This is a genomic window from Lonsdalea britannica, assembly GCF_002111595.1.
Taxonomy (GTDB): Bacteria; Pseudomonadota; Gammaproteobacteria; order Enterobacterales; family Enterobacteriaceae; genus Lonsdalea; species Lonsdalea britannica.
The window spans coordinates 23,403-47,718 of record NZ_LUTN01000021.1 but is presented as its reverse complement, the minus strand read 5'-3'; the positions used below and the strand labels follow the sequence as shown (position 1 = coordinate 47,718).

Here is a 24,316-nt window from a genome sequence, read left to right as displayed (position 1 = left end):
CTCAATCCAGTAGCGTCGTCAGCCGGGCTGCAACGTCAGCCTGCGCCAGAGTTTCTTGTTCACCGCTGGACAAGTTTTTCACCACTGCCTGTCCTGCCGCGACTTCATTTTCGCCTAGCACCAGCGCGACACGCGCCCCGCTTTTATCCGCACGAGCAAACTGCTTTTTAAAGTTGCCGCCGCCGAAGTTGGTCATCAGCTTCAACCCAGGCAGCGCATCACGCAGCGATTCCGCCAGCAGCATAGCCGCACTCTGCGTTCCCGCACCGGAAGAAATGACGTAAACGTCCACGCCCGGTAGCGCTTTGTACTCTGGATTGACCGTCTGAACCAGCAGTACCAAACGCTCTAAGCCCATCGCGAAACCGACCGCAGGCGTGCTGGAGCCGCCCAGCTGTTCCACCATGCCATCGTAACGTCCACCGCCGCACACAGTGCCCTGTGAACCGAGGCTGGTAGTCACCCATTCGAAGACGGTGCGGTTATAATAATCCAGCCCACGAACCAGGCGCGGATTAACCTTATATGGGATGCTCGCCTGCGTTAAAAGTTCACACAGGCCGTCAAAATGCTCGCGCGACTCATCATCGAGGTAATCCGTCAGGACCGGCGCATCGTTCAGCAGCGTCTGCACATCGCGATTTTTGGAATCCAGTACGCGCAGCGGGTTAGTGTACATACGACGTTTGCAGTCTTCGTCCAGAACATCCTGATGCTGTTCCAGAAACGCAATCAGCGCCTCTCGGTAGCGCGCGCGCGCTTCCAGCGAGCCGATAGAGTTTAGTTCCAGCGTAACGTGTTCGGCGATGCCCAGCTCTCGCCACCAGCGCGCCGTCATCATGATCATTTCAGCATCGATATCCGGGCCTTTCAGACCGAAAACTTCACAACCGAGCTGATGGAACTGACGATAGCGGCCTTTCTGCGGACGTTCGTGACGGAACATCGGCCCTGAGTACCACAGACGCTGTTCCTGATTGTAAAGGATGCCGTGCTCAATGCCTGCGCGGACGCAGCTTGCCGTGTTCTCAGGGCGCAGCGTCAGGCTATCGCCGTTACGGTCCTCGAACGTGTACATTTCTTTTTCTACGACGTCGGTGACTTCACCGATAGCGCGCTTGAACAGAGAAGTCTGCTCAACGATAGGCGTGCGAATTTCGCTATAGCCATAGCTGGCAAGGACCTGTTTCAGGCTGCCTTCAATACGTTGCCATAAAGCCGTATCGGCCGGCAGGTAGTCGTTCATGCCTCGGATGGCTTGGATATTTTTTGCCACGTCAGTTCTCTAATCCGTTTTCTCGAAAATAGGCCCGATTATAGGGGGAACGGCACTGCGGCATCAATGCGCGGCCGTCGCCGTCGGGTTGGGAAGCTGTCGACAGGGCGGCATCTCGTGCGATGCCGCCACAGTCATTACTTATCGACCACGTTGATGGTGATGCGGTTACTCTCGTTCAACATCGCCGCTTTGGCGCGGATCTTCGATTCCAGCTGGTCGATCATCTGTTCGTTGTCGAAACGCTCACGCTGGCGAACGCCGTCTTCATAAAAACCGCTTTTCTTGTTGCCGCCGGTCACGCCCAGCGTCGAGACCAGCGCTTCGCCCGGTCCGTTAACCACGCAGCCGATAATCGATACGTCCATCGGCGTGATGATATCTTCCAACCGCTGTTCCAGCGCGTTAACGGTGCCAATCACGTCGAACTCCTGACGCGAGCAAGTCGGGCAGGCAATGAAGTTGATGCCACGCGCGCGAATACGCAGCGACTTCAAAATATCAAAACCGACTTTCACTTCTTCGACCGGGTCGGCCGCCAGCGAGATGCGCAGCGTATCGCCAATCCCTTCGGAGAGCAGCAGGCCCAGACCGATGGCGGACTTCACCGACCCACTCCGTGCGCCGCCGGCTTCGGTGATACCGAGATGCAGCGGCTGATCGATGCGGGAGGCCAGCAGACGGTAGGACTGGACGGCCAGAAAGACGTCGGAGGCCTTCACGCTGACTTTGAACTGGTCGAAGTTGAGCCGATCGAGAATGTCTACGTGACGCATAGCGGATTCCAGCAGCGCTTCCGGCGTTGGCTCGCCGTATTTTTCCTGCAGATCCTTTTCCAGTGAACCGGCGTTCACGCCGATACGAATCGGAATGTTGTTGTCCCGTGCGCAGTCCACGACAGAGCGAATGCGCTCTTCGTTGCCAATATTACCCGGGTTGATGCGTAAGCAATCCACGCCGTATTCAGCGACTTTCAGCGCGATGCGGTAGTCAAAGTGAATATCCGCCACCAGCGGCACATTCACCTGTTGTTTGATCAGCTTGAATGCCTCAGCAGCATCCATCGTGGGGACGGAAACGCGAACGATGTCGACGCCCACGCGCTCCAACGCTTTGATTTGATTTACCGTTGCTTCAACATTCGTTGTACGGGTGTTCGTCATCGACTGCACCGCGATAGGCGCACCGTCACCGACGGGCACCTTACCAACGTAAATGCGCTTTGATTTGCGACGGGTTATGGGTGCGGGGTTATTCACAACTTCACCTCCAAAATGCCGCTACCGGCCGGAAAATTACTGGCCGGCCAGCGTTAAACGTGCAACCTGATTGCTTTTGACGTACTGACTCAAATCCACCGGTTTACCCTGATACTGAATACGCACAGCAGCAGGCGCGCCGATTTTGAGTCGATAAGGAGGTTGTCCGCTCAGATTCAGCGAACCGCCGTTGCGTTGCATACCGCTGAACAGTTTTTTGCCGGTGCTATCCACCACTTCCAGCCAGCAGTCCGCAGAGAACGACATGGCTAATGCGTTAGACGCTGGCGCGGAAGGCGCCAGCGTCTCAACGGCAGGGGCCGCCGGAGAGGATGGCGCGGGAGAAGGTTGCGCCGGGGATGCCGTCTGCGCGGGAGCAGGCGTGGCAGGGGCCACAGGCGCAGGCGCATTACTCGCTGGCGTGGACGCTACCGAGGAAGCGTCGGCAGGCGGCGTCACCTCGGGAGTGGTCGCCCCCGTGGCGCTATCGTCCGGCACAACCGGGTCCGGTTCGCCGTTGCCTAAATCCAGCGGTTGTCCATCTTGCGAAGTCTGCGTAGCGTTCGCATGATCGACCATGGAATTGATTTCCTGCTGCTGCGCCTGATGATTCTGCCACCACCAGGCGACCGTCAACCCCAATACCCCCAGCAAAATAAGCCAGGTAAAGGTCATCAGCCAGCCGTCGCGCTTTTTACGACTTTTGCCCAGCGCGAGATGCTGCATAGGGGATACGTTGGAGGTACGACTCGGCACCACGTGTTTTTCCAGCATCGGCAGCAGCTCATCTTCGGGCAGATGCACCAGCTTGGCATAAGAACGGATATATCCACGCAGGAATGTCGGCGCAAGGCCAGCAGGCGTGTTGTCTTCTTCAATCTCACGAACGGTGGAGACTTTAAGGCACAACCTTTCCGCGACGACTTGCTGCGACAACCCTAAGCTTTCACGCGCCTGACGCAGTCGTTCCCCAGGAGTGGCTATGGGTGATGCTGTTTTATCTTGATTGGCTTCAGTATTCATTAGCTAAGAACTGCTGGTACTGTTTAGATTGTGGAAAACTTCGCGCCAACATCGCACCGTAACGCATCGCGTTATCGGTATCCCCCGCCAGCGCGGCGAAACGAATCTGTAGCCATAAACTTTCGGCACTCGCCGGAAATTTCGGCTGATAAATATTCAAGAGCACCCGCGTTTGTTCTGTATGACCGGCATGCATACGATGCTCGGCTTCCGCGAGTAGGCGTCGACCTTTACGAGGGTCGTAGTTCAGCGCCCGACGAAGTCGTTGCTCCGCCTCATCAAACTGCCCTGCGTCTAGAAAACAATAACCGGCGTTTTCCAGAGCATCGGCAACCTGCGGATAATTTGCGAGCTGCGTTGCGCGGCTAAACTGTTGTTGCGCCGTTACATACTGCCCTAAACCACACAGAAACGCACCGTAATTATTCATTACGCTCCCGTTCGAAGGGCTCTGTCGCAACAACTGCTGATAACGTTTTTCAGCCGCTGCATATTCACCAATTTGCTGTTCGTATAGCGCCATACCCAATTGGTACGGTAGTCATCTGGGGCTGCTTTCACGGCGCTGAGCAGGTTGCTGTGCGCGACGTCAAACTGTCCGCGCTCCAGATAGGCCAACCCCAGTTGCAAACGCGTCTGCGCCTGCGGCGAGAGTGAGTCTGTTTCTGCGGTGCTCACGCACCCGCCGATCATCACGCATAACACGGCCAAAGCGCGCCGCCACCTTCCCTGTCGCCGTGAATTCATCGCTGACTATCCTTAGCCATTGTCTCTCGCCGAGGGCGGCGGACACAGTTATAGGAGTCCGCTGTCACCACAGCATAGTATGATAAGCCACTGAAATGTATTTATCATCAGTCCGGCCCTCTCGAGCCGACCACGATCATACACTCTTAACGGCTATCGTATCCTTGACCATTTTTTTCTTCATCGTGCGTTTGGTTCGGTCAACGACTTCCCCGGCCAACTGTCCACAGGCCGCATCAATGTCGTCGCCGCGTGTTTTACGAACGATGGTGGTAAAGCCATATTCCATCAATACCTTGGAGAAGCGGTCAACACGGCTGTTGGAACTACGCCCATACGGCGCGCCCGGGAAGGGGTTCCACGGGATCAGGTTGATCTTGCACGGCGTATCTTTCAGGCATTCCGCCAATTCATGGGCGTGTTCCGTACCGTCGTTGATGTGATCCAACATGACGTATTCGATGGTGACACGTCCCTGATTGGCGTTGGATTTATCCAGATAACGCCGCACTGCCGACAAAAAAGTTTCGATATTATATTTTTTGTTGATCGGCATGATTTCGTTACGAATTTCATCGTTCGGCGCGTGCAGGGAAATGGCCAGTGCGACGTCGATCATATCGCCGAGCTTATCCAGTGCAGGCACGACGCCTGAAGTAGATAACGTCACACGCCGTTTAGACAAACCGAAGCCGAAATCGTCCAGCATAATTTCCATCGCTGGCACCACGTTGGTCAGGTTCAGCAGCGGTTCACCCATGCCCATCATGACAACGTTAGTGATAGGACGCTGACCGGTGACTTTAGCCGCGCCGATAATTTTCGCCGCGCGCCATACCTGACCGATGATTTCAGAAACACGCAGGTTACGGTTAAACCCTTGCTGCGCCGTCGAGCAAAACTTGCACTCCAACGCACAACCCACCTGAGAAGACACGCACAGCGTCGCGCGTTCCTCTTCCGGGATGTAGACCGTTTCCACACGCTGGCCGTCGACCAATATAGCCCACTTGATCGTGCCATCAGAAGAGCGCTGCTCATCGACCACGACAGGCGCGCGAATTTCAGCGATCTCCTGCAATTTGGTGCGTAACACCTTATTGATGTCGGTCATTTCGTTGAAATCATCACAGCAGTAGTGATAGATCCATTTCATGACCTGATCGGCACGGAACGGCTTTTCCCCCATAGAGGCGAAAAAGGCGCGCATTTGCTGGCGGTTAAGATCCAGCAGGTTGATTTTTTCAGTGCCCGTCGGCTTAACGGCAATAGCGTCAGACTCGGTGGCGATCGGGGATACGGTTTGCTCAGACATATTGACTCATGGCCTCGTTGTTACACGTTATGGCTCGAAAGAAGTGATAAAGGATAAAGAAACGCCCCGGCCAAGCGCCTGCTCGTTCCGGGGCGCGGCATTGTACAAAGTTTAATACAGAGGTGCCAGCGCCACTCCGCTTTTAATTCTTTGCCTCAGCTCAACGGGTGCGTGCACACACCTCGTCCGCACTGAAGAAATAGGCGATTTCGCGTTCGGCTGACGCCAAAGAGTCAGAACCGTGCACCGCATTTTCAGTCATGCTGTCTGCATAGTCCGCTCGTAGCGTTCCCGCCAGCGCATTATCAGGATTCGTCGCACCCATCAGGTCACGGTGACGCTGAACGGCATTTTCGCCCTCCAAAACCTGAACCAGAATGGGGCCGGAAGTCATGAATGTCACCAGACCGTCAAAGAAAGGTTTGCCCTGATGCTCAGCGTAAAAGCCTTCGGCCTGTTCGCGAGTCAAATGAAGCATTTTGGCAGCAACAATGTTGAAGCCTGCGCTTTCAAAGCGGTTGTAGATAGCGCCAATCACATTCTTGGCGACCGCATTGGGCTTAATGATAGAAAAAGTACGTTCTACCGTCATAGTGACCTCGTTTGATAACTGTCTGATAACTGCCGGTTAATAAATTATGATCCCGGCACCGTAAAGTGGCGCAGATTATAGGGTTGCACCTCCATCTTGCCTACGGTCAAATAACATTTTTTTAAAATAACGTTATCTTATCGTCCTTTTCTTATCATTATAACGCTGAATCTCTGTCTGACACCCCCTCTCTGTCCGACCTGCGGGGCGGATGGCAAACAAATTCGCGCGTTTCACCTGTTTCATCCCAGTGTTCCGGTAACGCTCGCATTCCTGAAATAGAGTGCGCCTAAACGGGCGTTATCGGCAGGATTGCGCTTGTCCGCTGCTGAAAAATCGCTGACAATTCAATCCTCATCTTATTCCGGGCTGCGTTGACGGCCCGCTCGGGAGGTCTCATGTCTGTATCCAGTTCCGACATCTTTGTCACCGCCACCTGGCTGAATTCGCATCTGAACGACGCTGATATCACGCTGCTTGATGCGCGGATGCTGCCACCTGGCGACACCACGCGGGATATTAAGGCCGAATATGAGCCGAACACCTGCCGGGGGCGGCTTTTTTCGATATCGAAACGCTGTCAGACGCGACGTCGCCTCTACCGCATATGATGCCGGACAGTGCGTCCTTCGCTCAGACGATAGGAGCGCTAGGCGTCAGCGAAGGACAACACTGCATCATTTATGACGAAGGCAATCTGTTTTCCGCCCCTCGCGCCTGGTGGATGCTGAGAACCTTCGGCGTGACAAAGGTTTCTATTCTGGCTGGCGGCCTGGCCGAATGGAAACACCAGCAACTTCCCCTGGAGCAAGGAAACAACGGTCATCCGACAAGAACCTTCAAGGCTCGACTGGACGCCGGAGTGATCTGTCAGGCCGAAGTCGTGCTGGCCATCACCCACGATCATTCCGCACAAATCGTCGATGCCCGTCCGGCGCTGCGTTTCGCGGGTGAAGTGGATGAACCCCGTCCGGGACTACGTCGTGGCCATATCCCCGGCAGCGTTAACGTGCCATGGAATGAGCTGGTGGCAAACGGCGCGCTGAAAGCCCCAGAAGAGCTGGCCGCGGTGTTCAAGCAAAAGGGAATAGATATCCAGCGTCCCATCGTCGCCAGCTGTGGCTCCGGTGTGACAGCAGCTGTGGTCGTATTAGCGCTGTATGTGCTGAATGCCCCTCAAGTCAAACTGTACGACGGTTCCTGGGGGGAATGGGGAAGTCGAGATGACCTGCCCGTTGAAACAGGGGTAACTCGCTGACGCTTACCGATTTGCCATTGACACAATCTCAGTAAAAACGGCCACATCATGTGGCCGTCACGGAATCCGTCATGACTGATGTTGTGCCTCTGCGGGGATTCCTGGCTTCAGTCTCATAGATGGCAGTAACAGCACTCTCCGTAATCGTGATTCATCACGACGCGCATCCGCCGACCAAAAGCTCACACAGTGAGCCTTTGCCGTTTTGGCTTTTGGCTTTTGGCTTTTGGCTTTTGGCTTTTGGCTTTTGGCTTTTGGCTTTTGGCTTTTGGCTTTTGGCTTTTGGCTTTTGGCTTTTGGCTTTTGTAGCGTTGCGGTCAAGCGGTCAAGCGGCATTATCTAATCATGCGTGGCCGCTGTTTTTGAAGTCGCGAAGAAAGCTGCCCCACTTACGCTCATAAAATGGCGTGGTGTGCTTGATCATGTAATGGCTGATGCCCGGTTCGTTGTCGGCTACGACGCAAAGGTCAATCGGGCGATCGTCCGGCAGCGTGTCGCTGGCAACGGTACCCGCAGCCTGAATGATCGCCTCAACGTCTTCATCCACGTCAATCCCGACCAACAGATGCGGCTGCTCCTCGTCAGGCTCTTTAATTTGCACCAGAAACGCACGGCGCACGGCGGGATATTTCGCAAATAGTTGGGTCAGGGAGTCGATCATCTGCGCAGGCATTTCTGCGGGCTGTCCAATGAGGACCTGTGTATCCTCCTCGATCACCTTCTTCGTCACGAGTCCGGTGCCTTCGCCCGCCAGCAGGTGTTCCACTTCCTGCGGCAGAAACTCTTTACCGTAAGGTAGTTTAGGATTGAGGAACAACACAGCGCCCTGAGTCAGCTCAAACAGCGCGCGAGCAGGGAGTGCCAGGAAGGACTGCTCTTCGGTGATGGCTGACTGTAAAGCCGCCAGAGAAGAGAAGAAGGGGATCGCAGAACTGCCATCCGGCTTCTCCCAATGCTGAAGATGAACATGGCTCCCGGCCTGAAGCGTCTGCTCGCCAAAGGTGGTATCGCCGTCGCTGTTTCCCAGTACATACACCGTGGCCGTCATGAGCTCGTTGAAAAACTCGGGCCGATGCGCAGGCTCCGTCGCAGCGCGCATCAGCGCCTCTTCCAGTGTGTTTTGTGGTGAAAATTCCATCGTGTTCCTCAACGCTCTCAGCCCTGCGCACCTTTTTAACTGCGCAAGGCCTGTTTGTTATGCTCGCGCGGCGTCACCGCGCGTAGTTCATTGCGGGTATAAACTTACCCACCATCGCTTATTCAGCCAGCTTTGCTCAGCAGGAAGTCCGCCAGCGTGCGAACGCCCAGTCCGGTCGCGCCCGCAGACCATTGATCGACCGCGCCTTTACGGTAAGTCGCCGAACAGTCGATATGGAGCCACCCTTCCTGGTAGTTCTCCACAAAGTGGGACAGGAAAGCCGCCGCCGTGCTGGCGCCTGCCGAATGGGCCGGACTCGCGATGTTATTCAGTTCAGCAAAGTTGGACGGCAGTTGCTGACGGTGGAACTCCTCCAGCGGCAAACGCCAAAAAGGTTCGCTCTCGCGCCCGGCACTGGTGAGCAAATCTCCGACCAACGCATCGTCAAAACTGAACAGCGCGTGATAGTCGTTACCCAACGCCATTTTTGCGGCACCCGTCAGCGTAGCGCAGTCGATAATCCACTGCGGCTTCTGGGCGGACGCATCGATCAGGCCATCGGCCAGCACCAAACGTCCTTCCGCGTCCGTGTTCATCACTTCCACCGTTTTGCCGTTGCGATAGCTGATGATGTCTCCCAGACGGAATGCGTTGCCGCTCACCATGTTGTCGGCGCAGCACAAGTACAGTTTGACACGCTGATTCAAACCACGCGCAGCGGCCATGGCCAGCGCTCCTGTCACTAGCGCGGCGCCTCCCATATCGGACTTCATCGAATCCATAAAGCTGCTGGGTTTCAGGCTATAACCGCCGGTATCAAACGTAATACCTTTACCGACCAGACAGGCCATCACCGGCGCATCGGGATTGCCGGTCGGATTGTAATCGAGCGCAAGTAATACCGGCTGACGTTCGGAGCCGCGTCCGACGGTATACAAGCCGGAATAGTTCTGCTGACGCAGGTCTTCACCTTTGGTGATGCGATAAGATACCGCGTCGCAGTTGACGGAACACAGCAGATCCACCGCGCGGGTAGCCAGTTGCTCCGGCCCCAGCGCTTCCGCTGGCAAGTTGATCGTATCGCGCACCCAGTCGACGATTTTCAGGCGGCGATCCAACTCCTGCCGCGCAGCCTCATCCAACTCGGCCCACTCGACGGTACGCTTGCCTTTCGGCCCCCGGTAACCCTGCCAAAAAGCCCAGCTACTTTCGAGATCCCATCCCTCGCCTTCCAGCTTGACGCATTTAATGCCCTGACCGTCGATTTTGCGGCCGGCGCGCTGGATGATCGCCAACGGTTTGTCGCCGGTCAGATGGATAGTGAACCCTTGTTCGCCAGAGGTTAACGTTGCTTTTTCACCCCAGCGAGCATCCGCGGGCTGGTGGGTCAGGGTAATGGGCATAGCTTCGGTTGTCATAATCTCGTTCCCTATTGCGCATTTCTTTAATCAGGCCGTTCAAGCATGAAGAAGAGAAATCGGCCGCCGTGAAGGCGCGCCTGTCGTGCTGGTTATTCAGCTTTTATCCAACCAGAGAACCGCGTCTCTTTGAACCTGTTTAGGTCACGGTTCGGTGGCCGATCGTGAAATCATCCCGCGGCACTTTTCGTCATGCCGCTGGCTTGTTCCTGAAAAATCGGCAGGCGATATCGACCGCCGATCCTCGTATGAATCCGTCTCACCGTACCGGCTTACGAAGCAAGGCCGGTGCGTGTATCAATATAGTGTAAGGGGGCGTTTTAGGCCCCGCGCGACGTATTTGCTCGTAGTGTCGTTCAACCTTTCCAAACACCACCCTCTTCGCTGCGCCCGTCGAGCACTGATGGTCATAGTAAGGCAAATTTATGACCGATTTCTTAGACCTTACGCGCAGCGGCAAAAAACTCGAGCCAAGATACCATATATGCCCCCGATGGCTGGCGTAACCCGTCGGAAGAGAATCTCGAAAACAGGAAAAATCCCACATATAGGCGCGCGGAAGAGCGAGATAAATAGGAATTCGGGTCGATGAACGGATAAGCCGCGAAGGCGATGCCGCGTTAAACGGTTTAACACGCCACAACTCAGCGTTCACTCAAACTCGCGGAAGGGTAACCACTGCATAGAAAAGCGCGTTGAGTGCGGTGTTGACCGCACTGAATCGCCCGGTCAACCACGCCTGTTGGGCTTATAGAAAAGCGTCAGAGTTGAGGCGCGCCTGCAACGCGGCTGCTCTTGGTGCTCTGTTTGAAGGTTTTCCAGTCAGTAGAAACGCTACGCAACCGGTCAACGGCGTTATGCACCTGCTCGATGGCGTAATCCACTTCCTCTTCCGTGCTGAAACGCCCCAGCGAAAAACGAATAGAACTCAGCGCGAGCGTTTCGTTAACGCCCAGCGCCCGCAGCACATAGGAAGGCTCCAGGCTAGCGGAAGTACAGGCAGAACCAGAGGAAACCGCCAGATCTTTCAACGCCATCAGCAGCGATTCGCCCTCGACGTAGTTAAAGCTGACGTTTAGAAGATTGGGGATGCTGTTTGACAGGTCGCCATTCAGGTAGATTTCTTCGATATCCCGAATGCCGTTCCACAGCCGATCGCGCAGGGTGCCAAGCCGCGCAGATTCAGCGTCCATTTCCTCTGCCGCGATGCGATAGGCTTCGCCCATACCGACGATCTGATGCACCGGCAGCGTACCGGAACGCATGCCGCGTTCGTGTCCGCCGCCGTGCATCTGAGCGTCAATGCGCACACGGGGATTGCGGCGGACGAACAGTGCGCCGATGCCTTTCGGGCCATAGATTTTATGACCGGAGAACGACATCAGATCGACCTTGAGCTGCCCCAGATCGATTGGTAATTTGCCGACGCTCTGCGTGGCATCGACATGGTAGATCACACCACGACGATGGCACAGTTCGCCGATAGCCGCGATGTCTTGCACCACGCCAACTTCGTTGTTGGCATGCATGATGGAAACCAGAATCGTATCATCGCGAAAAGCGGCTTCCAGCTCGTTCATGTCGATGATGCCATTGCGCATAGGCGTCAGATAAGTGACGTCAAACCCTTCACGTTCCAGCTGGTGACAAGGGTCCAAAACCGCTTTGTGTTCAGTGACGCAGGTAATGATGTGCTTACCCTTTTCCTGATGAACGCTGGCGGCGCCTTTAATCGCCAGATTGTCAGCTTCCGTGGCGCCTGACGTGAAGATGATTTCGCGAGGATCCGCGCCAACCAGATCGGCAATCTGGTTGCGAGCGACGTCCACCGCCTCTTCCGCCTGCCAGCCGTAACGATGCGAACGGGACGCGGCATTGCCGAACGTACCGTCCATCGTCAGGAACTTCATCATTTTTTCAGCCACGCGCGGATCAACCGGTGTCGTCGCTGAATAATCCAGATAAATGGGTAACTTCATTGCTCATTAACTCCGTACTTCACATCAAAACGTACTCTGCGTTTTGTTTATAGTCGGGCGCTCCTGCCCGTACCCCTTGGGGCCAACGCCATGCGTTGTCAGCACCTCTCCCGGCGTGATTAAGCGCGCAGATTAACGTTAATCGTTTCCTGCGTACGACCGGTAGAGGTACGGCGCGTGTCGGCATCCTGACGGTCGGCAACATCGAGAATATCTTTGTTGTTGACCAGTTCGCCCAGGGTAATGTTGTTCAGGAAATCGGTGATTCGATCGCTCAGATCGCGCCACAGCGTATGGGTCAGACAACGATCGCCGCCCTGGCAGCCTTCACGCCCCTGACAACGGGTCGCATCGACCGACTCATCAACGGCGGAGATCACTGCGCCGACAGCGATGTCATTGGCGTCTCTACCCAACAGATAACCGCCGCCCGGACCACGCACGCTGGAAACCAGACCATTTTTACGCAAGCGGGAGAACAGTTGTTCAAGATACGAAAGCGAAATGCCCTGACGTTCAGAGATGTCGGCCAGAGGAACAGGGCCTTCCTGAGAATGCAGCGCCACATCAAGCATGGCGGTAACAGCATAACGGCCTTTAGATGTCAGTCTCATATCAATGGTATCCGTAGAGTAAACCCGTGTTTCAAAACACAGGTAGGGTCGAAATGTGACATTAGTCTGTCATTCCCGAGTATTTCAGTCAAGTATTTATCCTAGTAAATCACTCAACTATTACCCGCTACTCACCGGTCATTTTTATGGATAGAACTGAGGATGCCACGCAGTATATTCAGCTCCTGACTTTCCGGGCGCGCACGGGTAAACAGCCTACGCAGCTTACTCATAACCTGACCCTGATGCGCCTGGCGGATAAACCCGGTTTCCACCAAAGTGGATTCCAGATGCTGATAAAAGCGTTCCAGATCGTCCACCAGCGGATACGGGGTTTCTTCATGCTCAGGCGTATCCATCTGTTCGTTATCCAAGTGCGCGACTCGGATTTCGTAAGACAGAATTTGCACCGCCATCGCCAGATTCAGCGAGCTGTATTCCGGGTTTGCCGGGATCGCCACATGATAATGACATTTCTGTAGTTCATCATTGGTCAACCCAACGCGCTCGCGACCAAAGACGATGGCGACCGGCGCATGACGCGACGCTTGCGCGCTGCGAACGCCGCACTCGCGGGGCTCCAGCATCGGCCACGGCAACGTGCGCGAACGCGCGCTGGTCCCTATCACCAGGCTGCAACCTTCCAGCGCCTGATCCAGGTTTTCAACCAGCGTCGCATTCCCGATAACGTCGCTCGCGCCGGCGGACAGCGCGATCGCCTGTGAATCAGGTTTAACCAGCGGATTAACCAAGTAAAGATTGCTCAACCCCATGGTTTTCATCGCCCGAGCGGCCGATCCCATGTTGCCGGTGTGGGACGTTTCCACCAGGACAATGCGTATATTTTCTAACATGCTGACTCGATAGTGCGAAAAAGGAAATGCGGACTATGTTAACACAATCTTCGCTATTTTCTCTTTTGCTGGTATACTGCGCGCCGATTTCTGTTCTTTAACATTCTTGTGGACGATACCATGCATCCGATGCTGAACATTGCCGTGCGCGCCGCGCGTAAAGGCGGTAATTTAATTGCCAAAAACTATGAAACGCCTGACGCCGTCGAGGCTAGTCAGAAAGGCAGTAACGATTTTGTCACCAATGTCGATCGGGATGCAGAGCGCCTGATTATTGAAATCATTCGCAAATCATACCCTCAGCACACCATCATCAGTGAAGAGTGCGGAGAACTGGTCGGAGAAGACCAGGATATTCAATGGATTATCGATCCCCTGGATGGCACTTCCAACTTTATCAAACGTCTGCCGCACTTCGCGGTTTCCATCGCTGTTCGCATCAAAGGCCGCACCGAAGTCTCGGTAGTTTACGATCCGATGCGCAATGAGCTGTTCACCGCCACTCGCGGTCAGGGCGCTCAGCTGAACGGCTACCGTCTGCGCAGCAGCAACGCTCGCGATCTGGACGGCACCATCCTCGCTACCGGCTTCCCGTTCAAGCACAAACAGCATTCCGCCAGCTACTTCCGCATGATGGAAGGTCTGTTCGGCCTGTGCGCGGACTTCCGCCGCACTGGTTCCGCCGCGCTGGATCTGGCTTATGTCGCCGCTGGCCGCGTGGATGGCTTCTTCGAAATCGGCCTGAAACCGTGGGACTTCGCCGGCGGCGAACTGCTGGTACGTGAAGCAGGCGGTATCGTGACCGACTTCGTCGGCGGCCACAATTACCTGACGACTGGCAACATCGTCGCCGGTAACCCGCGTGTCGTGAAATCTCTGCTGTCTAACGTCCGCGAAAACCTGAGTGATGCATTGAAACGTTAAGTTTCTTCCGGTTAGCCGACTTCGGTCAGCTAACCGCCGTTTTCCTTATCCCTTATGTGACTTCACGCCATCTTTCTCTGATTCATCAATCCCCTTACGCCCCCTTATCCCCCATCACGCTTGGTAAAATGTGCACAACATCTCATACCACACGCCTTGTTTACGCGCTGATATCGAATTTCCTATCTCATGCATCTTTATCCGTTTGCCGTGATGACGAAGGCCCGTTCTTCAGAACGCGCGAGAAAAACACAGAAACCACAGGTAGTATCCATAACCTTCATCGCAGACAACACACCAGCGGCCCTAAGGCCTTGTCGCGGTGATGCAATAGCGTTAATAACTCCGTCCCAACGCCGACTTAATACCCAAAGCAGGCTTTTCTGCACTTTTGTTATCCCGATCGGGATCGCACAAGCCTTCGCTAACTTTTATTTTTTAACTTTTTTGTTGGTTGAAAGCGCCCCTGATTACATATGATAATCATTATTAAACTCATTTTAAGGGCGGAGTGCAGTCGCGTTATGTTCATCAACCTATTTCGACACGTTTTGTTGGTCGCCGCACTGACGGCTTCCTTGAGCATCTATGCCACACAGTATCCTGTCACGGTGACCGATCTCGACGGGAAGAGCGTCACGCTCAAGCAAGAGCCTCGGCGCATTGTTTTACAGGATGGCCGCGACATCATGGCGATGGCGCTGTTGGATCGCGAAAATCCATTCCAGCGGTTGGTGGCCTGGAATAACCTGCCCAGAACTTCCGACACCGCGACGTGGAATATGTTGAAAGGGAAATGGCCGCAGGCGGCATCCATTCTTGAAATGGGATTCAGCGACAAAGGCGATATCGAGCTGGAAAGCGTCCTGGCGCAACGGCCGGACCTAATGATCGCGCAGATGCGCGCCAAGCCCTCGCTGACCGATAACGGCATACTCGCCAAACTGCACACGCTCGGTGTTCCGGTCATTTTCATCGATTTTGAAGTCTCACCGGTCAAAAACACGACGGATAGCATCACCCTGCTGGGACGCGTGCTTAACCGCGAAGACAACGCGAAAGCCTATACGGATTTCTATCGCCAACATCTCGCCGCCATTCAGCAGCGCACCGCCGCCATCACGCCGAAAGCCAATGTGTTCATTGAGGCGCTGGCCGGTCGTTCTGAATCCTGTTGCTTCAGCCATGCTCATAACGGTTGGGGCGGGCTGGTCGAAGCCGTCGGCGCGCGAAATATCGGCTCAGACCTGCTTCCGGGCGCGTATGGCTACGTTTCTCTGGAAAAGCTCATCAGCATGAGTCCGGATGTGTACATCATGACCGGCTCTAAGCGCGGCGACGGCACCAGCCCGCTGTTGCAGCTCGGTTATGACGCGGACAAGGCGTCTCTCGATGCCAGAGGCAGTCAGCTGCTCAGCCGCACCGGCGTGGCGCAAATTCCGGCCGTGCAAAAAAAACACGCCTTCGGCCTCTACCACCATTTCTATAATCACCCGTACAATGTGGTTGGTATGGAATATCTGGCTAAGGCAATCTACCCTCAGCAGTTCAGCGATCTGAATCCGGACGCGTCCTACCACGACATTATTCGCCGCTTCACCACGTTGCCCGATAGCGAATTTATTTTTTCCTGGAAACAGGCTGAGTAACTTTCATGATTGTTACGACCGAATCGACTCACCACGGCAGCCTCGCTGCCGAAAAGCACATGATGCATCGCTACCAGCATATCGTCCGACATCGCCTGCTAATGATGGCCATCCTGGCGATGGCCATCGTTGCCTCGCTGCTGTTGGACTTTGTACTCGGGCCCTCGGGCCTGCCGCTGAAGACACTGTGGCAAACGCTGACCGACCCCGCCGCGGCCGATGCCGGTATCCGCGTCATCGTCTGGGATATCCGCCTGCCCTATGCGCTGATGGCGGTCGTCGTCGGTCTGGCGCTGGGGCTCGCAGGCGCGGAAATGCAGACCATCCTCAACAACCCACTCGCCAGCCCCTTCACGTTAGGCGTCTCCTCGGCCGCCGCTTTCGGCGCGGCGCTGGCAATCGTGCTCGGTATCGGCATTCCCGGTATTCCGGCACAGTGGTTTATTTCCGCCAACGCGTTCCTGTTCGCGCTGCTGGCCGCGCTGCTGCTTGATGCCATCACCCGCTGGACGCAGGTCGCCACGTCAGGCGTCGTGCTCTTCGGCATCGCGCTCGTCTTCACCTTCAACGCACTGGTCTCCATGCTCCAGTTCGTCGCCAACGAAGACACGCTACAGGGGCTGGTCTTCTGGACGATGGGCAGTCTGGCCCGCGCATCGTGGGAGAAGCTGGGCGTTCTGCTGCTGGTGTTGGCTGTCGTCATGCCGCTGTCCATGATGAACGCATGGAAACTGACGGCGTTGCGTTTGGGCGAAGACCGGGCCATCAGCTTCGGCATCAACGTGCGCCGACTGCGGCTGGCGACGCTGCTGCGCATCAGCATATTGTCCGCGCTGTCGGTCGCCTTCGTCGGCCCAATCGGTTTTATCGGCCTCGTGGCGCCGCACATCGCCCGACTGATCTTCGGCGAAGATCACCGCTTTTATCTGCCGGCGAGCGCGTTAACCGGCGCGCTGGTGCTATCACTCGCCTCCGTGGTGTCCAAAAATCTGCTGCCAGGCGTCATCATTCCTGTCGGTATCGTCACCTCGTTGGTCGGCGTGCCTTTCTTCCTGAGTATCATTCTGCGCCACAGGGGGAACGTATGAATTCGCCACCCAAGGGGCTGACCCTAGCCCACTTCCACGCGGGCTATCCCAAGCGTCCGGTAATCGCGGATCTCAACGTGCCGAAACTGCCGCGAGGGAAGATCACCGTGTTGCTGGGGCCGAACGGGAGTGGGAAATCCACGCTGCTGCGAGCGATGGCCGGTCTGGGCAAGGCGAGCGGTGAGGTGTATCTGGACGACGTGAACCTGATGCAACTGCCTTTCAGCAAACGCGCCGAAAACGTGGTTTACCTGCCCCAATCGCTGCCGGCCGGCGTGCATCTGCACGTCCTGGAATCGATTATCGTCGCCCAGCGCGCCAGTGGAGGTCTATCCCCCTCCGGGGATAAAGGCGAGGTTATGACGCTGCTGCGACAGCTTGGCATCGAACATCTGGCGCTGAACTATCTGGACCAGTTGTCAGGGGGGCAAAAACAGCTGGTTGGGCTAGCGCAGTCGCTGATCCGTCAGCCGTCTCTGCTACTGCTGGACGAACCGCTCAGCGCGCTCGATCTCAATTATCAGTTCCACGTGATGGATCTGGTACGGCGAGAAACCCAGCGTCGGAACATCGTCACCGTGGTGGTGGTCCACGACATTAACATCGCGCTTCGCCATGGCGATCACGTGTTGATGCTGCAAAACGGACAGCTAATTGCCGATGGCGAACCGGCGGAAGTGATTACCGCCGAGAGCCTGGCCCGCGTTTACGGCGTACGCGGGCGAATCGAACGTTGCTCACAGGGAATCCCGCAAGTGATGATCGATGGGCTGGTCACGGAGCCGATGCAGTAACCTTTTTGCCCCGGTCTATGCCGGGGCTTTAGGCCGATAGCCTCCCGACAGTCGTCGAAACCGCATGGAAAACGTGGTGATTATCCTGAAAACGGACGAATGCCGCCCATCATGGCGGGTTGCGCGCTGACATACAGCACCACGCCCATGACGATCAACAATGCGCCGCCGCTCAGGGACAAAACGAACCAGACGACCTGCTGCCAGCGGGGAGACGCCTGTTCAGCGCCGAGACGCGTCATCAGCCGCCGACAGTAGCTGACCGCCGCCGCCAGCAGAGAGAGCGTGAAGGCGGTGCCTAACGCCATCGTCAGCGCAGCCAAAATCCCCCAGCCATACACGCCGAGCACTTTGGCGAACAACAGTACCAATATCGCGCCCGAGCAGGGCCGTAATCCCATCGCTAACACGACCATCAAGCGCGCCCGCCATCCGCCGTCCTCGGCGAGCGCCTCCGGCCCCGGGACATGCTGATGACCACAGCAGCATCCGGCGTCATGCGCGCCAGAGCGGCGGACATGAGCGACCAGCAGCGAGGACGACGAAGCGGCCGCCAGCGGAGCAAGCCGCTGGATCCTCGGAGGGCGGGAACTCGCCCGCGCCGCCAGCAGCCTACGCACCGCCCGAATGCACAGCACCATCCCCAGCAAGACCACCAGCAGGTAACTGCCCTTCTCTATCCAAAAACTGCTGACGTGCAACACCCGGCTAGAGAGCTGCAACACGGAGAGCACCACCGTGACCAGGATCACCGCGACCATGCCTTGCAATAGCGATGCCGCAAAGGTGAGCTGGAGGCTGCGCTTCAGACGAGAAGGATGCGTGGCAAGATAGGTGGCGATCACCACCTTGCCGTGGCCCGGTCCAAGCGCGTGCAAAATACCGTAGGCCAGACTGAACGCCAACAGGCTCCAACCGGCGCGATGCGGCTGCGTGCTGACCGCTTCCATCAGTTGCGACATTTGCTGATGCAGCGATCTTTGCCAGATGACGCTTTGGCGCAGCATCTCCGGCCACCAGGACCAGACTGCGTACAGCCCACATCCCAGCGCCAGTACGACGATCAGCAGCGGCCACGCGGCGCGGCGAGATGGCTCGACAGAAAGAGAAGATGGCGTTATTGGCATTGCAACGTAACCCTCTGTGCGAATTGTTGACCCAACGCCATGTCTTCGTCCGGGCTATCATTTTTGTCCAATGAGAGCGCATAAGACTGCAAAGCCGCATCCGGTTTCGGCGTCGTCAGCGTAGTATGGCAGCGCGCCGAGAGTGCTGGGTTGACAGCAACCGCATTGTCATTTTTGTAGGACATATCGACGAAATAGGTGGGATCGTAGGTGGAAATTTGTAGGGGGTTTCCCGCCAGAGGCTGAGGATGGGCCAGCGGCAGCACGAACTCCAGCACCGCCTGATTACCGTGGCGAGAAAGATGATACTCGCTCGGCACCGGCGCATATTTAACCGGTTTACCGTCGCGAAAGACGTCGGTGAAATAGTGCTGCCCCAGCACGTTGGCCATAACTTCCGCCGCCAGTTTCTTCCAGATTTCAGCCTCTTGGGACGCTGAGCCCGCGTCGTAAAGCAGATCGGCGGACGTCATGGGGTCCATCGTCCACACCATGCGCAGCCCGGTGATGAGGTCGTTTTTCCCCTCCACCGTTAGACGCATGTCGATGAAACTGTGCGGATGCGCGGCCGCCTGCGGGATAGCGCCACATCCTATCATCATCAGCGCCGCTGCCAGTCGACCCGGCCATCGCGACGTCATTGCACCGAATACCATTACTACCTCTGACTAATGATTTTCACTCAGGGAGGTCTTTGCCTTCGCCGTATCCGGCAATCGTATAAACAGGACCGGCAGCGCCAGTAATGCCATCACCCAGAACGTTTTACCCTGCAAATGGCCGAACAGATAACCCGACAAGACGGTGACCAACGCGATTCCGCCGCCCATCGCCAGCGCGGAATACACCGCTTGCAGCTTCAGTACATCGCTGCCCTGACGCGTGGCGATAAAACGCATGGCGGACAGATGACATATCGTAAACGTCCCGCAGTGCAGGAGCTGAATCACGATCAGCCACGGCAGCGACGCCGTCGAGCCCATCAGCCCCCAGCGGATCACGCCGCACGCGGCGGAGAGCAGCAACAGTCCCTGCGCTGTCCAGCGTCGGAACAATCGATGACTGAGCGCAAAAATCACGATCTCTGCGACCACGCCCAGCGACCAGAGATACCCCACGACCGACGCCGAATAACCCATATCCTGCCAGTAAATGACGCTGAATCCGTAATACGCGGCGTGCGCGCCCTGCAACAAGGTGACGCCAAGCATAAAGCGCCACACGGCGGTTTCGCTTAATAACTGACGCCACGGCGTTGACGCCAGGTCGGACGCCGTTGACGCCGTCTCTTGCGGTGCCGTTTCAGGCCGGAACAGCATTCCTATCAACATACACAGCAGCCCGACGCACAGCACCAGAAGAATGGCAGGATGACCCCAAACGGCCACTAAATCCCCGGTGACCGCAGAACCAATAACGAACGCGATCGACCCCCACAGCCGCACCCGACCGTAGTCCATCGTGAGCTGCTGACGCCAGGTATTGGCCAGCGCATCGGTCAGCGGCACCAGCGGCGCGAAGAACAGGTTGAAGCCGATCATGACCAGCAGCAGCCACAGCCACGCGTTGCCAAGCCAAAACCCGAAGGCCATGAGCAACGAGACCAATGCCAGACAGCGCAATGCGCCGATCAGCCTGGACGGATGGCCTACTCCGGCTGTGATAGCCAAACTCCCGCAGCAGCGGGCGACCAGACCGGCGCCGAGCAGCAGCCCAATGGTTTCATCCGATAAACCTTCTCCCTGTAGCCAGCGGCCCCAAAAGGGCAAAAAGATGCCATAGCAGAAAAAGTAGGTGAAATAGCTGAGAGCCAGCCAGCGAGTGGATCGTAAAACCATGGGTTCTCCTGTTTTCGACCGGCTACTTTGGCAAAGATGTGTGACGGGCGCAACCACGGTCGACAGATAAAAAAACGCCAGCTTTGCGCTGGCGTTTGTTCGCGATGCGTGACGAAGCACGCATGGCAATCTTAGGCGTAAACAGGGAAACGAGCGCAGAGTTCCAGCACTTTCTGCTTGGTACGCTCAATCACAGCTTCGTCGTTGATGTTGTCCAGCACGTCACAAATCCAGCCGGCCAGTTCACGCACTTCCGCTTCTTTGAAGCCGCGGCGAGTGGCGGATGGCGTACCGATACGAATACCGGAGGTGACGAACGGGCTCTTAGGATCGTTCGGCACGCTGTTTTTGTTGACGGTGATGTTCGCACGGCCCAGCGCCGCATCGGCTTCTTTACCCGTGATGTCTTTGCTGACCAGGTCCAGCAGGAACAGGTGGTTTTGCGTACCGCCGGATACCACGTTGAAACCGCGGGACAGGAAGACTTCAACCATCGCCTTGGCGTTTTTCGCTACCTGCTGCTGGTAAACGGTAAACTCCGGCTCCATCGCTTCTTTCAGCGCGACCGCTTTACCCGCAATCACGTGCATCAGCGGGCCGCCCTGACCACCCGGGAATACCGCGGAGTTCAGTTTCTTATACAGATCTTCGTCACCGCCTTTCGCCAGGATCAGGCCGCCGCGCGGACCTGCCAGCGTTTTGTGCGTAGTGGTGGTGACGATGTGCGCGTGAGGCACCGGCGTAGGATAAACGCCAGCAGCGACCAGACCGGCCACGTGCGCCATATCGACGAACAGGTAAGCGCCTACGCTGTCAGCGATTTCACGCATTTTCGCCCAGTCGACTACGCCGGAATAAGCCGAGAAGCCGCCAACGATCATTTTCGGTTTGTGAGTACGCGCCAACTCGGCCATTTCGTCGTAATCAATCTTGCCGCTTTCGTCGATGCCGTAAGGAATCACTTTATACAGCTTACCGGACAGGTTAACCGGCGCGCCGTGAGTCAGGTGGCCGCCGTGAGCCAGGTTCATGCCCAGAATGGTATCGCCAGGCTGCAGCAGCGCGGTGTAGACCGCGAAGTTGGCCTGAGAACCCGAGTGCGGCTGCACGTTGGCGTAGTCCGCGCCAAACAGCGCTTTCGCACGGTCAATCGCCAGCTGTTCAACAATATCGACATATTCGCAACCGCCGTAATAGCGTTTGCCCGGGTATCCTTCCGCATACTTGTTGGTCAGCTGAGATCCCTGTGCCTGCATGACGCGTGGGCTGGTGTAGTTTTCTGAAGCAATCAGCTCAATATGTTCTTCCTGACGCACCACTTCCTGCTGCATGGCTTGCCACAGCTCGGCATCATAATCGGCAATGTTCATTTCACGCTTTAACATCCGCATCTCCTGTCCTGACTCAGCTAACGTGCATTTTTACAACGCAATATAATCGCCCCGAAAGGCACTGGCCTATAGTGTAAACCGATTCTCACCAGCGAAGATAGGCTTTGACAGAGGTTTTTGCGCAAACGATTAGCCACCGGTGGCACAAGGGTTTGTGCTTTTCTCTACCTCCCTGTGCGGAGGGACTTTTTCTCATCAGGCACCTGCATCTTTTTCATGTTGGGCTGCGATCTGACTCGCTCAACCCGCCCAATTTCCCTCTCCCAATCCATCGATATTTTTGATGGATTGGTCTGTAAGACCAATCTGATACTAAGTATTTTTTGAGGTATTTTTTGATTGGGAATAATTATTCCAAATAATGATATTGAACCCATATAAATGGGTTGCTAACTTCCTCGTATTGAACGGATTTCAACCACTAGCCCTTCATTCTCACACCAGGGAAACGTATGCGACATACGTGGGCATAATAAGGAGATAACCTCATGACTAGTCTTACACCTCGCATTGGACCCGGCCGATTTCGCCCTTTCTCTCTCTCGCTCATCGCAGCGGCGCTGATGTCCTCCAGCGCAAGCGCCGGCACTCTGCTGACGCAGGAAGCCCTGACCGCCGCACCCGACGTCGGTTGGGCATCGCAAAATGGTTTAACCACCGGCGGCTCCGCCGCAGCGGAAGAGAACATTTATAGCGTGGGAACGCTCGACGAATTTAAAACCGCGCTGGCAGCAGGCAGCGCCAGCAAAATCATTCAGATCACGGCGCCTATCGACATCAGCGGCGGCACCGCCTACACGAGCTTCGACGATCAAAAAGCACGTAGCCAGATCCTGATCCCATCTAACACGACGATCATCGGAATGGGCGACCAGGGTAAATTCACCAACGGTTCACTGATCGTCAAAGAAGTCAGCAACGTAATTTTGCGGAATATCTTCATTGAAACGCCGGTCGATGTTGAGCCGCATTATGAGTCGGGCGATGGCTGGAATGCGGAGTGGGATGCGATGAATGTTCAAACCGCCGACCACGTGTGGATCGACCATGTGACCATCAGCGATGGCAGCTTTACGGACGACCAGTACACGACCAAGGATGACGAAACCTACGTACAGCACGACGGTGTGTTAGACATTAAACGTGGCTCTGATTATGTCACCGTGTCCAATAGTCGTTTCGAACTACACGATAAGACCATCCTGATCGGACATAGCGACAGCAATACCTCGCAAGATGCGGGAAAGCTGCACGTCACTTTCTTCAACAACCTGTTTAATCGGGTACGTGAGCGCGCGCCAAGAGTGCGTTTCGGCAATGTCCATGCCTTCAATAACGTCTACATCGGCGACGTTAAGGACACGGGTTATCCTTACCTGTATAGCTTTGGCATCGGCACCAGCAGCAGCCTGTTATCTGAGGGCAACGGTTTTACCGTCAGCAACCTCAGCAATAAATGCAAAGTAGTGAAAGCCTTTAATGGCAAAATTTTCTCGGATAAAGGCTCCATGTTGAACGGCAACGAAGTTGATTTATCGACCTGCGGCTTTACGGCCTATTCAGACACCATCCCTTACAGCTATACCGTGCAACCGATGACAACCACTTTGTCTGACGACATCGCTGGCAAGGCTGGTTTCGGCAAGCTCTAAATAAGTAAAAGCGGCAATCGTACAAAGGTTATTAACCCGGGATTGCCGCTTTATTTTATTTCTATCACAAAAAAAACAAGTCAATAAGAAAAGACCAATAATCAATCATGAAAAATCACTCATTAATACCTATAAGAATTGATAGGAATAACACAAAATAAAATAATACCCTTTCATTTACCCATACAATCCGTCACAAGGTGAAATATTCATTCCATCAAAAACCCTCCAAGTAAATCCCTTTTCATTTGTTTTTATATTTTCTCTCAGAAAAACGATTTTGATCAAAAAACTAAAATCCCAGTTCTTAATAATACGGGCCGGTTACACGATAGCTTTATATCAAGCCGATGAAATGTATTTCATGAATAATTCTCATA

Annotated in this window: 19 protein-coding genes and 2 pseudogenes; 6 read left to right on the top strand and 15 right to left on the bottom strand. The window is 55.5% G+C overall.

Features of this window, described 5'->3' with window-relative positions; translation table 11 throughout:
• Position 1: 1 nt before the first annotated feature.
• From hisS to ndk, 6 genes and pseudogenes are all read right to left on the bottom strand, one after another.
• Complete coding sequence (hisS, locus tag AU509_RS15570; protein WP_085653570.1) at positions 2-1,276, bottom strand: histidine--tRNA ligase; 1,275 nt, start codon at positions 1,274-1,276, stop codon at positions 2-4.
• Between the two features lie 137 nt (positions 1,277-1,413).
• Positions 1,414-2,535 carry a flavodoxin-dependent (E)-4-hydroxy-3-methylbut-2-enyl-diphosphate synthase gene (gene ispG, locus AU509_RS15565; protein WP_085653569.1) on the bottom strand — a complete coding sequence of 374 codons (1,122 nt, stop codon included), beginning with the start codon at positions 2,533-2,535 and terminating at the stop codon, positions 1,414-1,416.
• A gap of 36 nt (positions 2,536-2,571) precedes the next feature.
• Positions 2,572-3,558: a cytoskeleton protein RodZ gene (rodZ, locus tag AU509_RS15560; RefSeq protein WP_094118773.1), complete on the bottom strand. Its 987-nt coding sequence runs from the start codon at positions 3,556-3,558 to the stop codon at positions 2,572-2,574.
• A pseudogene (gene pilW, locus AU509_RS15555) lies at positions 3,548-4,305 on the bottom strand (type IV pilus biogenesis/stability protein PilW). Before pilW ends, rodZ begins: the two are co-directional and overlap by 11 nt.
• 136 nt (positions 4,306-4,441) lie before the next feature.
• A complete protein-coding gene (locus AU509_RS15550) occupies positions 4,442-5,620 on the bottom strand; it encodes a bifunctional tRNA (adenosine(37)-C2)-methyltransferase TrmG/ribosomal RNA large subunit methyltransferase RlmN (protein WP_085653566.1) in 1,179 nt (392 codons plus the stop codon).
• 160 nt (positions 5,621-5,780) lie between these two features.
• Entirely contained in the window at positions 5,781-6,212 is a 432-nt protein-coding gene (gene ndk / locus AU509_RS15545; protein WP_085653565.1) for a nucleoside-diphosphate kinase, read from the bottom strand.
• 398 nt (positions 6,213-6,610) lie between these two features.
• Between ndk and sseA the strand changes: the two are divergent.
• Positions 6,611-7,470 (top strand): annotated as a pseudogene (gene sseA, locus AU509_RS15540) (3-mercaptopyruvate sulfurtransferase).
• 343 nt (positions 7,471-7,813) lie between these two features.
• Here sseA and sseB read toward each other — a convergent pair.
• The 5 genes from sseB to trmJ all read right to left on the bottom strand — a co-directional run bounded on the left by sseB (position 7,814) and on the right by trmJ (position 13,473).
• Positions 7,814-8,608: an enhanced serine sensitivity protein SseB gene (sseB, locus tag AU509_RS15535; protein ID WP_094118772.1), complete on the bottom strand. Its 795-nt coding sequence runs from the start codon at positions 8,606-8,608 to the stop codon at positions 7,814-7,816.
• Positions 8,609-8,730: 122 nt separating this feature from the next.
• Entirely contained in the window at positions 8,731-10,026 is a 1,296-nt protein-coding gene (gene pepB / locus AU509_RS15530) for an aminopeptidase PepB (protein ID WP_094118771.1), read from the bottom strand.
• Between the two features lie 761 nt (positions 10,027-10,787).
• Positions 10,788-12,005, bottom strand: coding sequence for an IscS subfamily cysteine desulfurase (locus tag AU509_RS15525; RefSeq protein ID WP_094118770.1), 1,218 nt, complete (start codon positions 12,003-12,005; stop codon positions 10,788-10,790).
• Positions 12,006-12,124: 119 nt separating this feature from the next.
• Positions 12,125-12,619 (bottom strand): Fe-S cluster assembly transcriptional regulator IscR, encoded by a 495-nt coding sequence (gene iscR, locus AU509_RS15520; RefSeq protein WP_026738381.1) that lies wholly within the window; start codon positions 12,617-12,619, stop codon positions 12,125-12,127.
• A 131-nt stretch (positions 12,620-12,750) separates the two neighbouring features.
• Positions 12,751-13,473 carry a tRNA (cytosine(32)/uridine(32)-2'-O)-methyltransferase TrmJ gene (gene trmJ, locus AU509_RS15515; protein WP_085652733.1) on the bottom strand — a complete coding sequence of 241 codons (723 nt, stop codon included), beginning with the start codon at positions 13,471-13,473 and terminating at the stop codon, positions 12,751-12,753.
• A gap of 120 nt (positions 13,474-13,593) precedes the next feature.
• Between trmJ and suhB the strand changes: the two genes are divergently transcribed.
• From suhB to AU509_RS15495, 4 genes are all read left to right on the top strand, one after another.
• Positions 13,594-14,397, top strand: coding sequence for an inositol-1-monophosphatase (gene suhB, locus AU509_RS15510; RefSeq protein WP_085652732.1), 804 nt, complete (start codon positions 13,594-13,596; stop codon positions 14,395-14,397).
• Between the two features lie 524 nt (positions 14,398-14,921).
• Positions 14,922-16,046, top strand: coding sequence for an ABC transporter substrate-binding protein (locus tag AU509_RS15505; RefSeq protein ID WP_094118769.1), 1,125 nt, complete (start codon positions 14,922-14,924; stop codon positions 16,044-16,046).
• 59 nt (positions 16,047-16,105) lie between these two features.
• The gene (locus tag AU509_RS15500) at positions 16,106-17,134 is read left to right on the top strand and encodes a FecCD family ABC transporter permease (RefSeq protein WP_244201061.1); all 1,029 of its coding nucleotides are present in this window, start codon (positions 16,106-16,108) and stop codon (positions 17,132-17,134) included.
• The gene (locus AU509_RS15495; RefSeq protein WP_094118767.1) at positions 17,131-17,928 is read left to right on the top strand and encodes an ABC transporter ATP-binding protein; all 798 of its coding nucleotides are present in this window, start codon (positions 17,131-17,133) and stop codon (positions 17,926-17,928) included. The genes AU509_RS15500 and AU509_RS15495 overlap by 4 nt, the downstream gene beginning before the upstream one ends.
• 80 nt (positions 17,929-18,008) lie before the next feature.
• Here the strand turns inward: AU509_RS15495 and AU509_RS15490 are convergent, their stop codons facing one another.
• From AU509_RS15490 to glyA, 4 genes are all read right to left on the bottom strand, one after another.
• Positions 18,009-19,055, bottom strand: a complete 1,047-nt coding sequence (locus AU509_RS15490; RefSeq protein WP_085652728.1) for a nickel/cobalt transporter — start codon at positions 19,053-19,055, stop codon at positions 18,009-18,011.
• The gene (locus tag AU509_RS15485) at positions 19,046-19,654 is read right to left on the bottom strand and encodes a DUF1007 family protein (protein ID WP_244201062.1); all 609 of its coding nucleotides are present in this window, start codon (positions 19,652-19,654) and stop codon (positions 19,046-19,048) included. The genes AU509_RS15490 and AU509_RS15485 overlap by 10 nt, the downstream gene beginning before the upstream one ends.
• A gap of 69 nt (positions 19,655-19,723) precedes the next feature.
• Positions 19,724-20,893: a 3-phenylpropionate MFS transporter gene (locus AU509_RS15480; RefSeq protein ID WP_094118765.1), complete on the bottom strand. Its 1,170-nt coding sequence runs from the start codon at positions 20,891-20,893 to the stop codon at positions 19,724-19,726.
• Between the two features lie 131 nt (positions 20,894-21,024).
• Entirely contained in the window at positions 21,025-22,278 is a 1,254-nt protein-coding gene (glyA, locus tag AU509_RS15475; RefSeq protein ID WP_094118764.1) for a serine hydroxymethyltransferase, read from the bottom strand.
• Between the two features lie 494 nt (positions 22,279-22,772).
• On the opposite strand from glyA, the gene AU509_RS15465 reads away from it, so the two are divergent.
• Complete coding sequence (locus tag AU509_RS15465; RefSeq protein WP_085652723.1) at positions 22,773-23,936, top strand: polysaccharide lyase; 1,164 nt, start codon at positions 22,773-22,775, stop codon at positions 23,934-23,936.
• The last annotated feature ends 380 nt before the right edge of the window (positions 23,937-24,316 follow it).

Excerpts from the sequence above, each read along its gene's own strand:
- rodZ (WP_094118773.1), bottom strand. The coding sequence starts at position 3,558 with ATGAATACTGAAGCCAATCAAGATAAAACAGCATCACCCATAGCCACT.
- AU509_RS15550 (WP_085653566.1), bottom strand. The coding sequence starts at position 5,620 with ATGTCTGAGCAAACCGTATCCCCGATCGCCACCGAGTCTGACGCTATT.
- ndk (WP_085653565.1), bottom strand. The coding sequence starts at position 6,212 with ATGACGGTAGAACGTACTTTTTCTATCATTAAGCCCAATGCGGTCGCC.
- sseB (WP_094118772.1), bottom strand. The coding sequence starts at position 8,608 with ATGGAATTTTCACCACAAAACACACTGGAAGAGGCGCTGATGCGCGCT.
- pepB (WP_094118771.1), bottom strand. The coding sequence starts at position 10,026 with ATGACAACCGAAGCTATGCCCATTACCCTGACCCACCAGCCCGCGGAT.
- AU509_RS15525 (WP_094118770.1), bottom strand. The coding sequence starts at position 12,005 with ATGAAGTTACCCATTTATCTGGATTATTCAGCGACGACACCGGTTGAT.
- iscR (WP_026738381.1), bottom strand. The coding sequence starts at position 12,619 with ATGAGACTGACATCTAAAGGCCGTTATGCTGTTACCGCCATGCTTGAT.
- trmJ (WP_085652733.1), bottom strand. The coding sequence starts at position 13,473 with ATGTTAGAAAATATACGCATTGTCCTGGTGGAAACGTCCCACACCGGC.
- suhB (WP_085652732.1), top strand. The coding sequence starts at position 13,594 with ATGCATCCGATGCTGAACATTGCCGTGCGCGCCGCGCGTAAAGGCGGT.
- AU509_RS15505 (WP_094118769.1), top strand. The coding sequence starts at position 14,922 with ATGTTCATCAACCTATTTCGACACGTTTTGTTGGTCGCCGCACTGACG.
- AU509_RS15500 (WP_244201061.1), top strand. The coding sequence starts at position 16,106 with ATGATGCATCGCTACCAGCATATCGTCCGACATCGCCTGCTAATGATG.
- AU509_RS15495 (WP_094118767.1), top strand. The coding sequence starts at position 17,131 with ATGAATTCGCCACCCAAGGGGCTGACCCTAGCCCACTTCCACGCGGGC.
- AU509_RS15490 (WP_085652728.1), bottom strand. The coding sequence starts at position 19,055 with ATGCCAATAACGCCATCTTCTCTTTCTGTCGAGCCATCTCGCCGCGCC.
- AU509_RS15485 (WP_244201062.1), bottom strand. The coding sequence starts at position 19,654 with ATGATAGGATGTGGCGCTATCCCGCAGGCGGCCGCGCATCCGCACAGT.
- AU509_RS15480 (WP_094118765.1), bottom strand. The coding sequence starts at position 20,893 with ATGGTTTTACGATCCACTCGCTGGCTGGCTCTCAGCTATTTCACCTAC.
- glyA (WP_094118764.1), bottom strand. The coding sequence starts at position 22,278 with ATGTTAAAGCGTGAAATGAACATTGCCGATTATGATGCCGAGCTGTGG.
- AU509_RS15465 (WP_085652723.1), top strand. The coding sequence starts at position 22,773 with ATGACTAGTCTTACACCTCGCATTGGACCCGGCCGATTTCGCCCTTTC.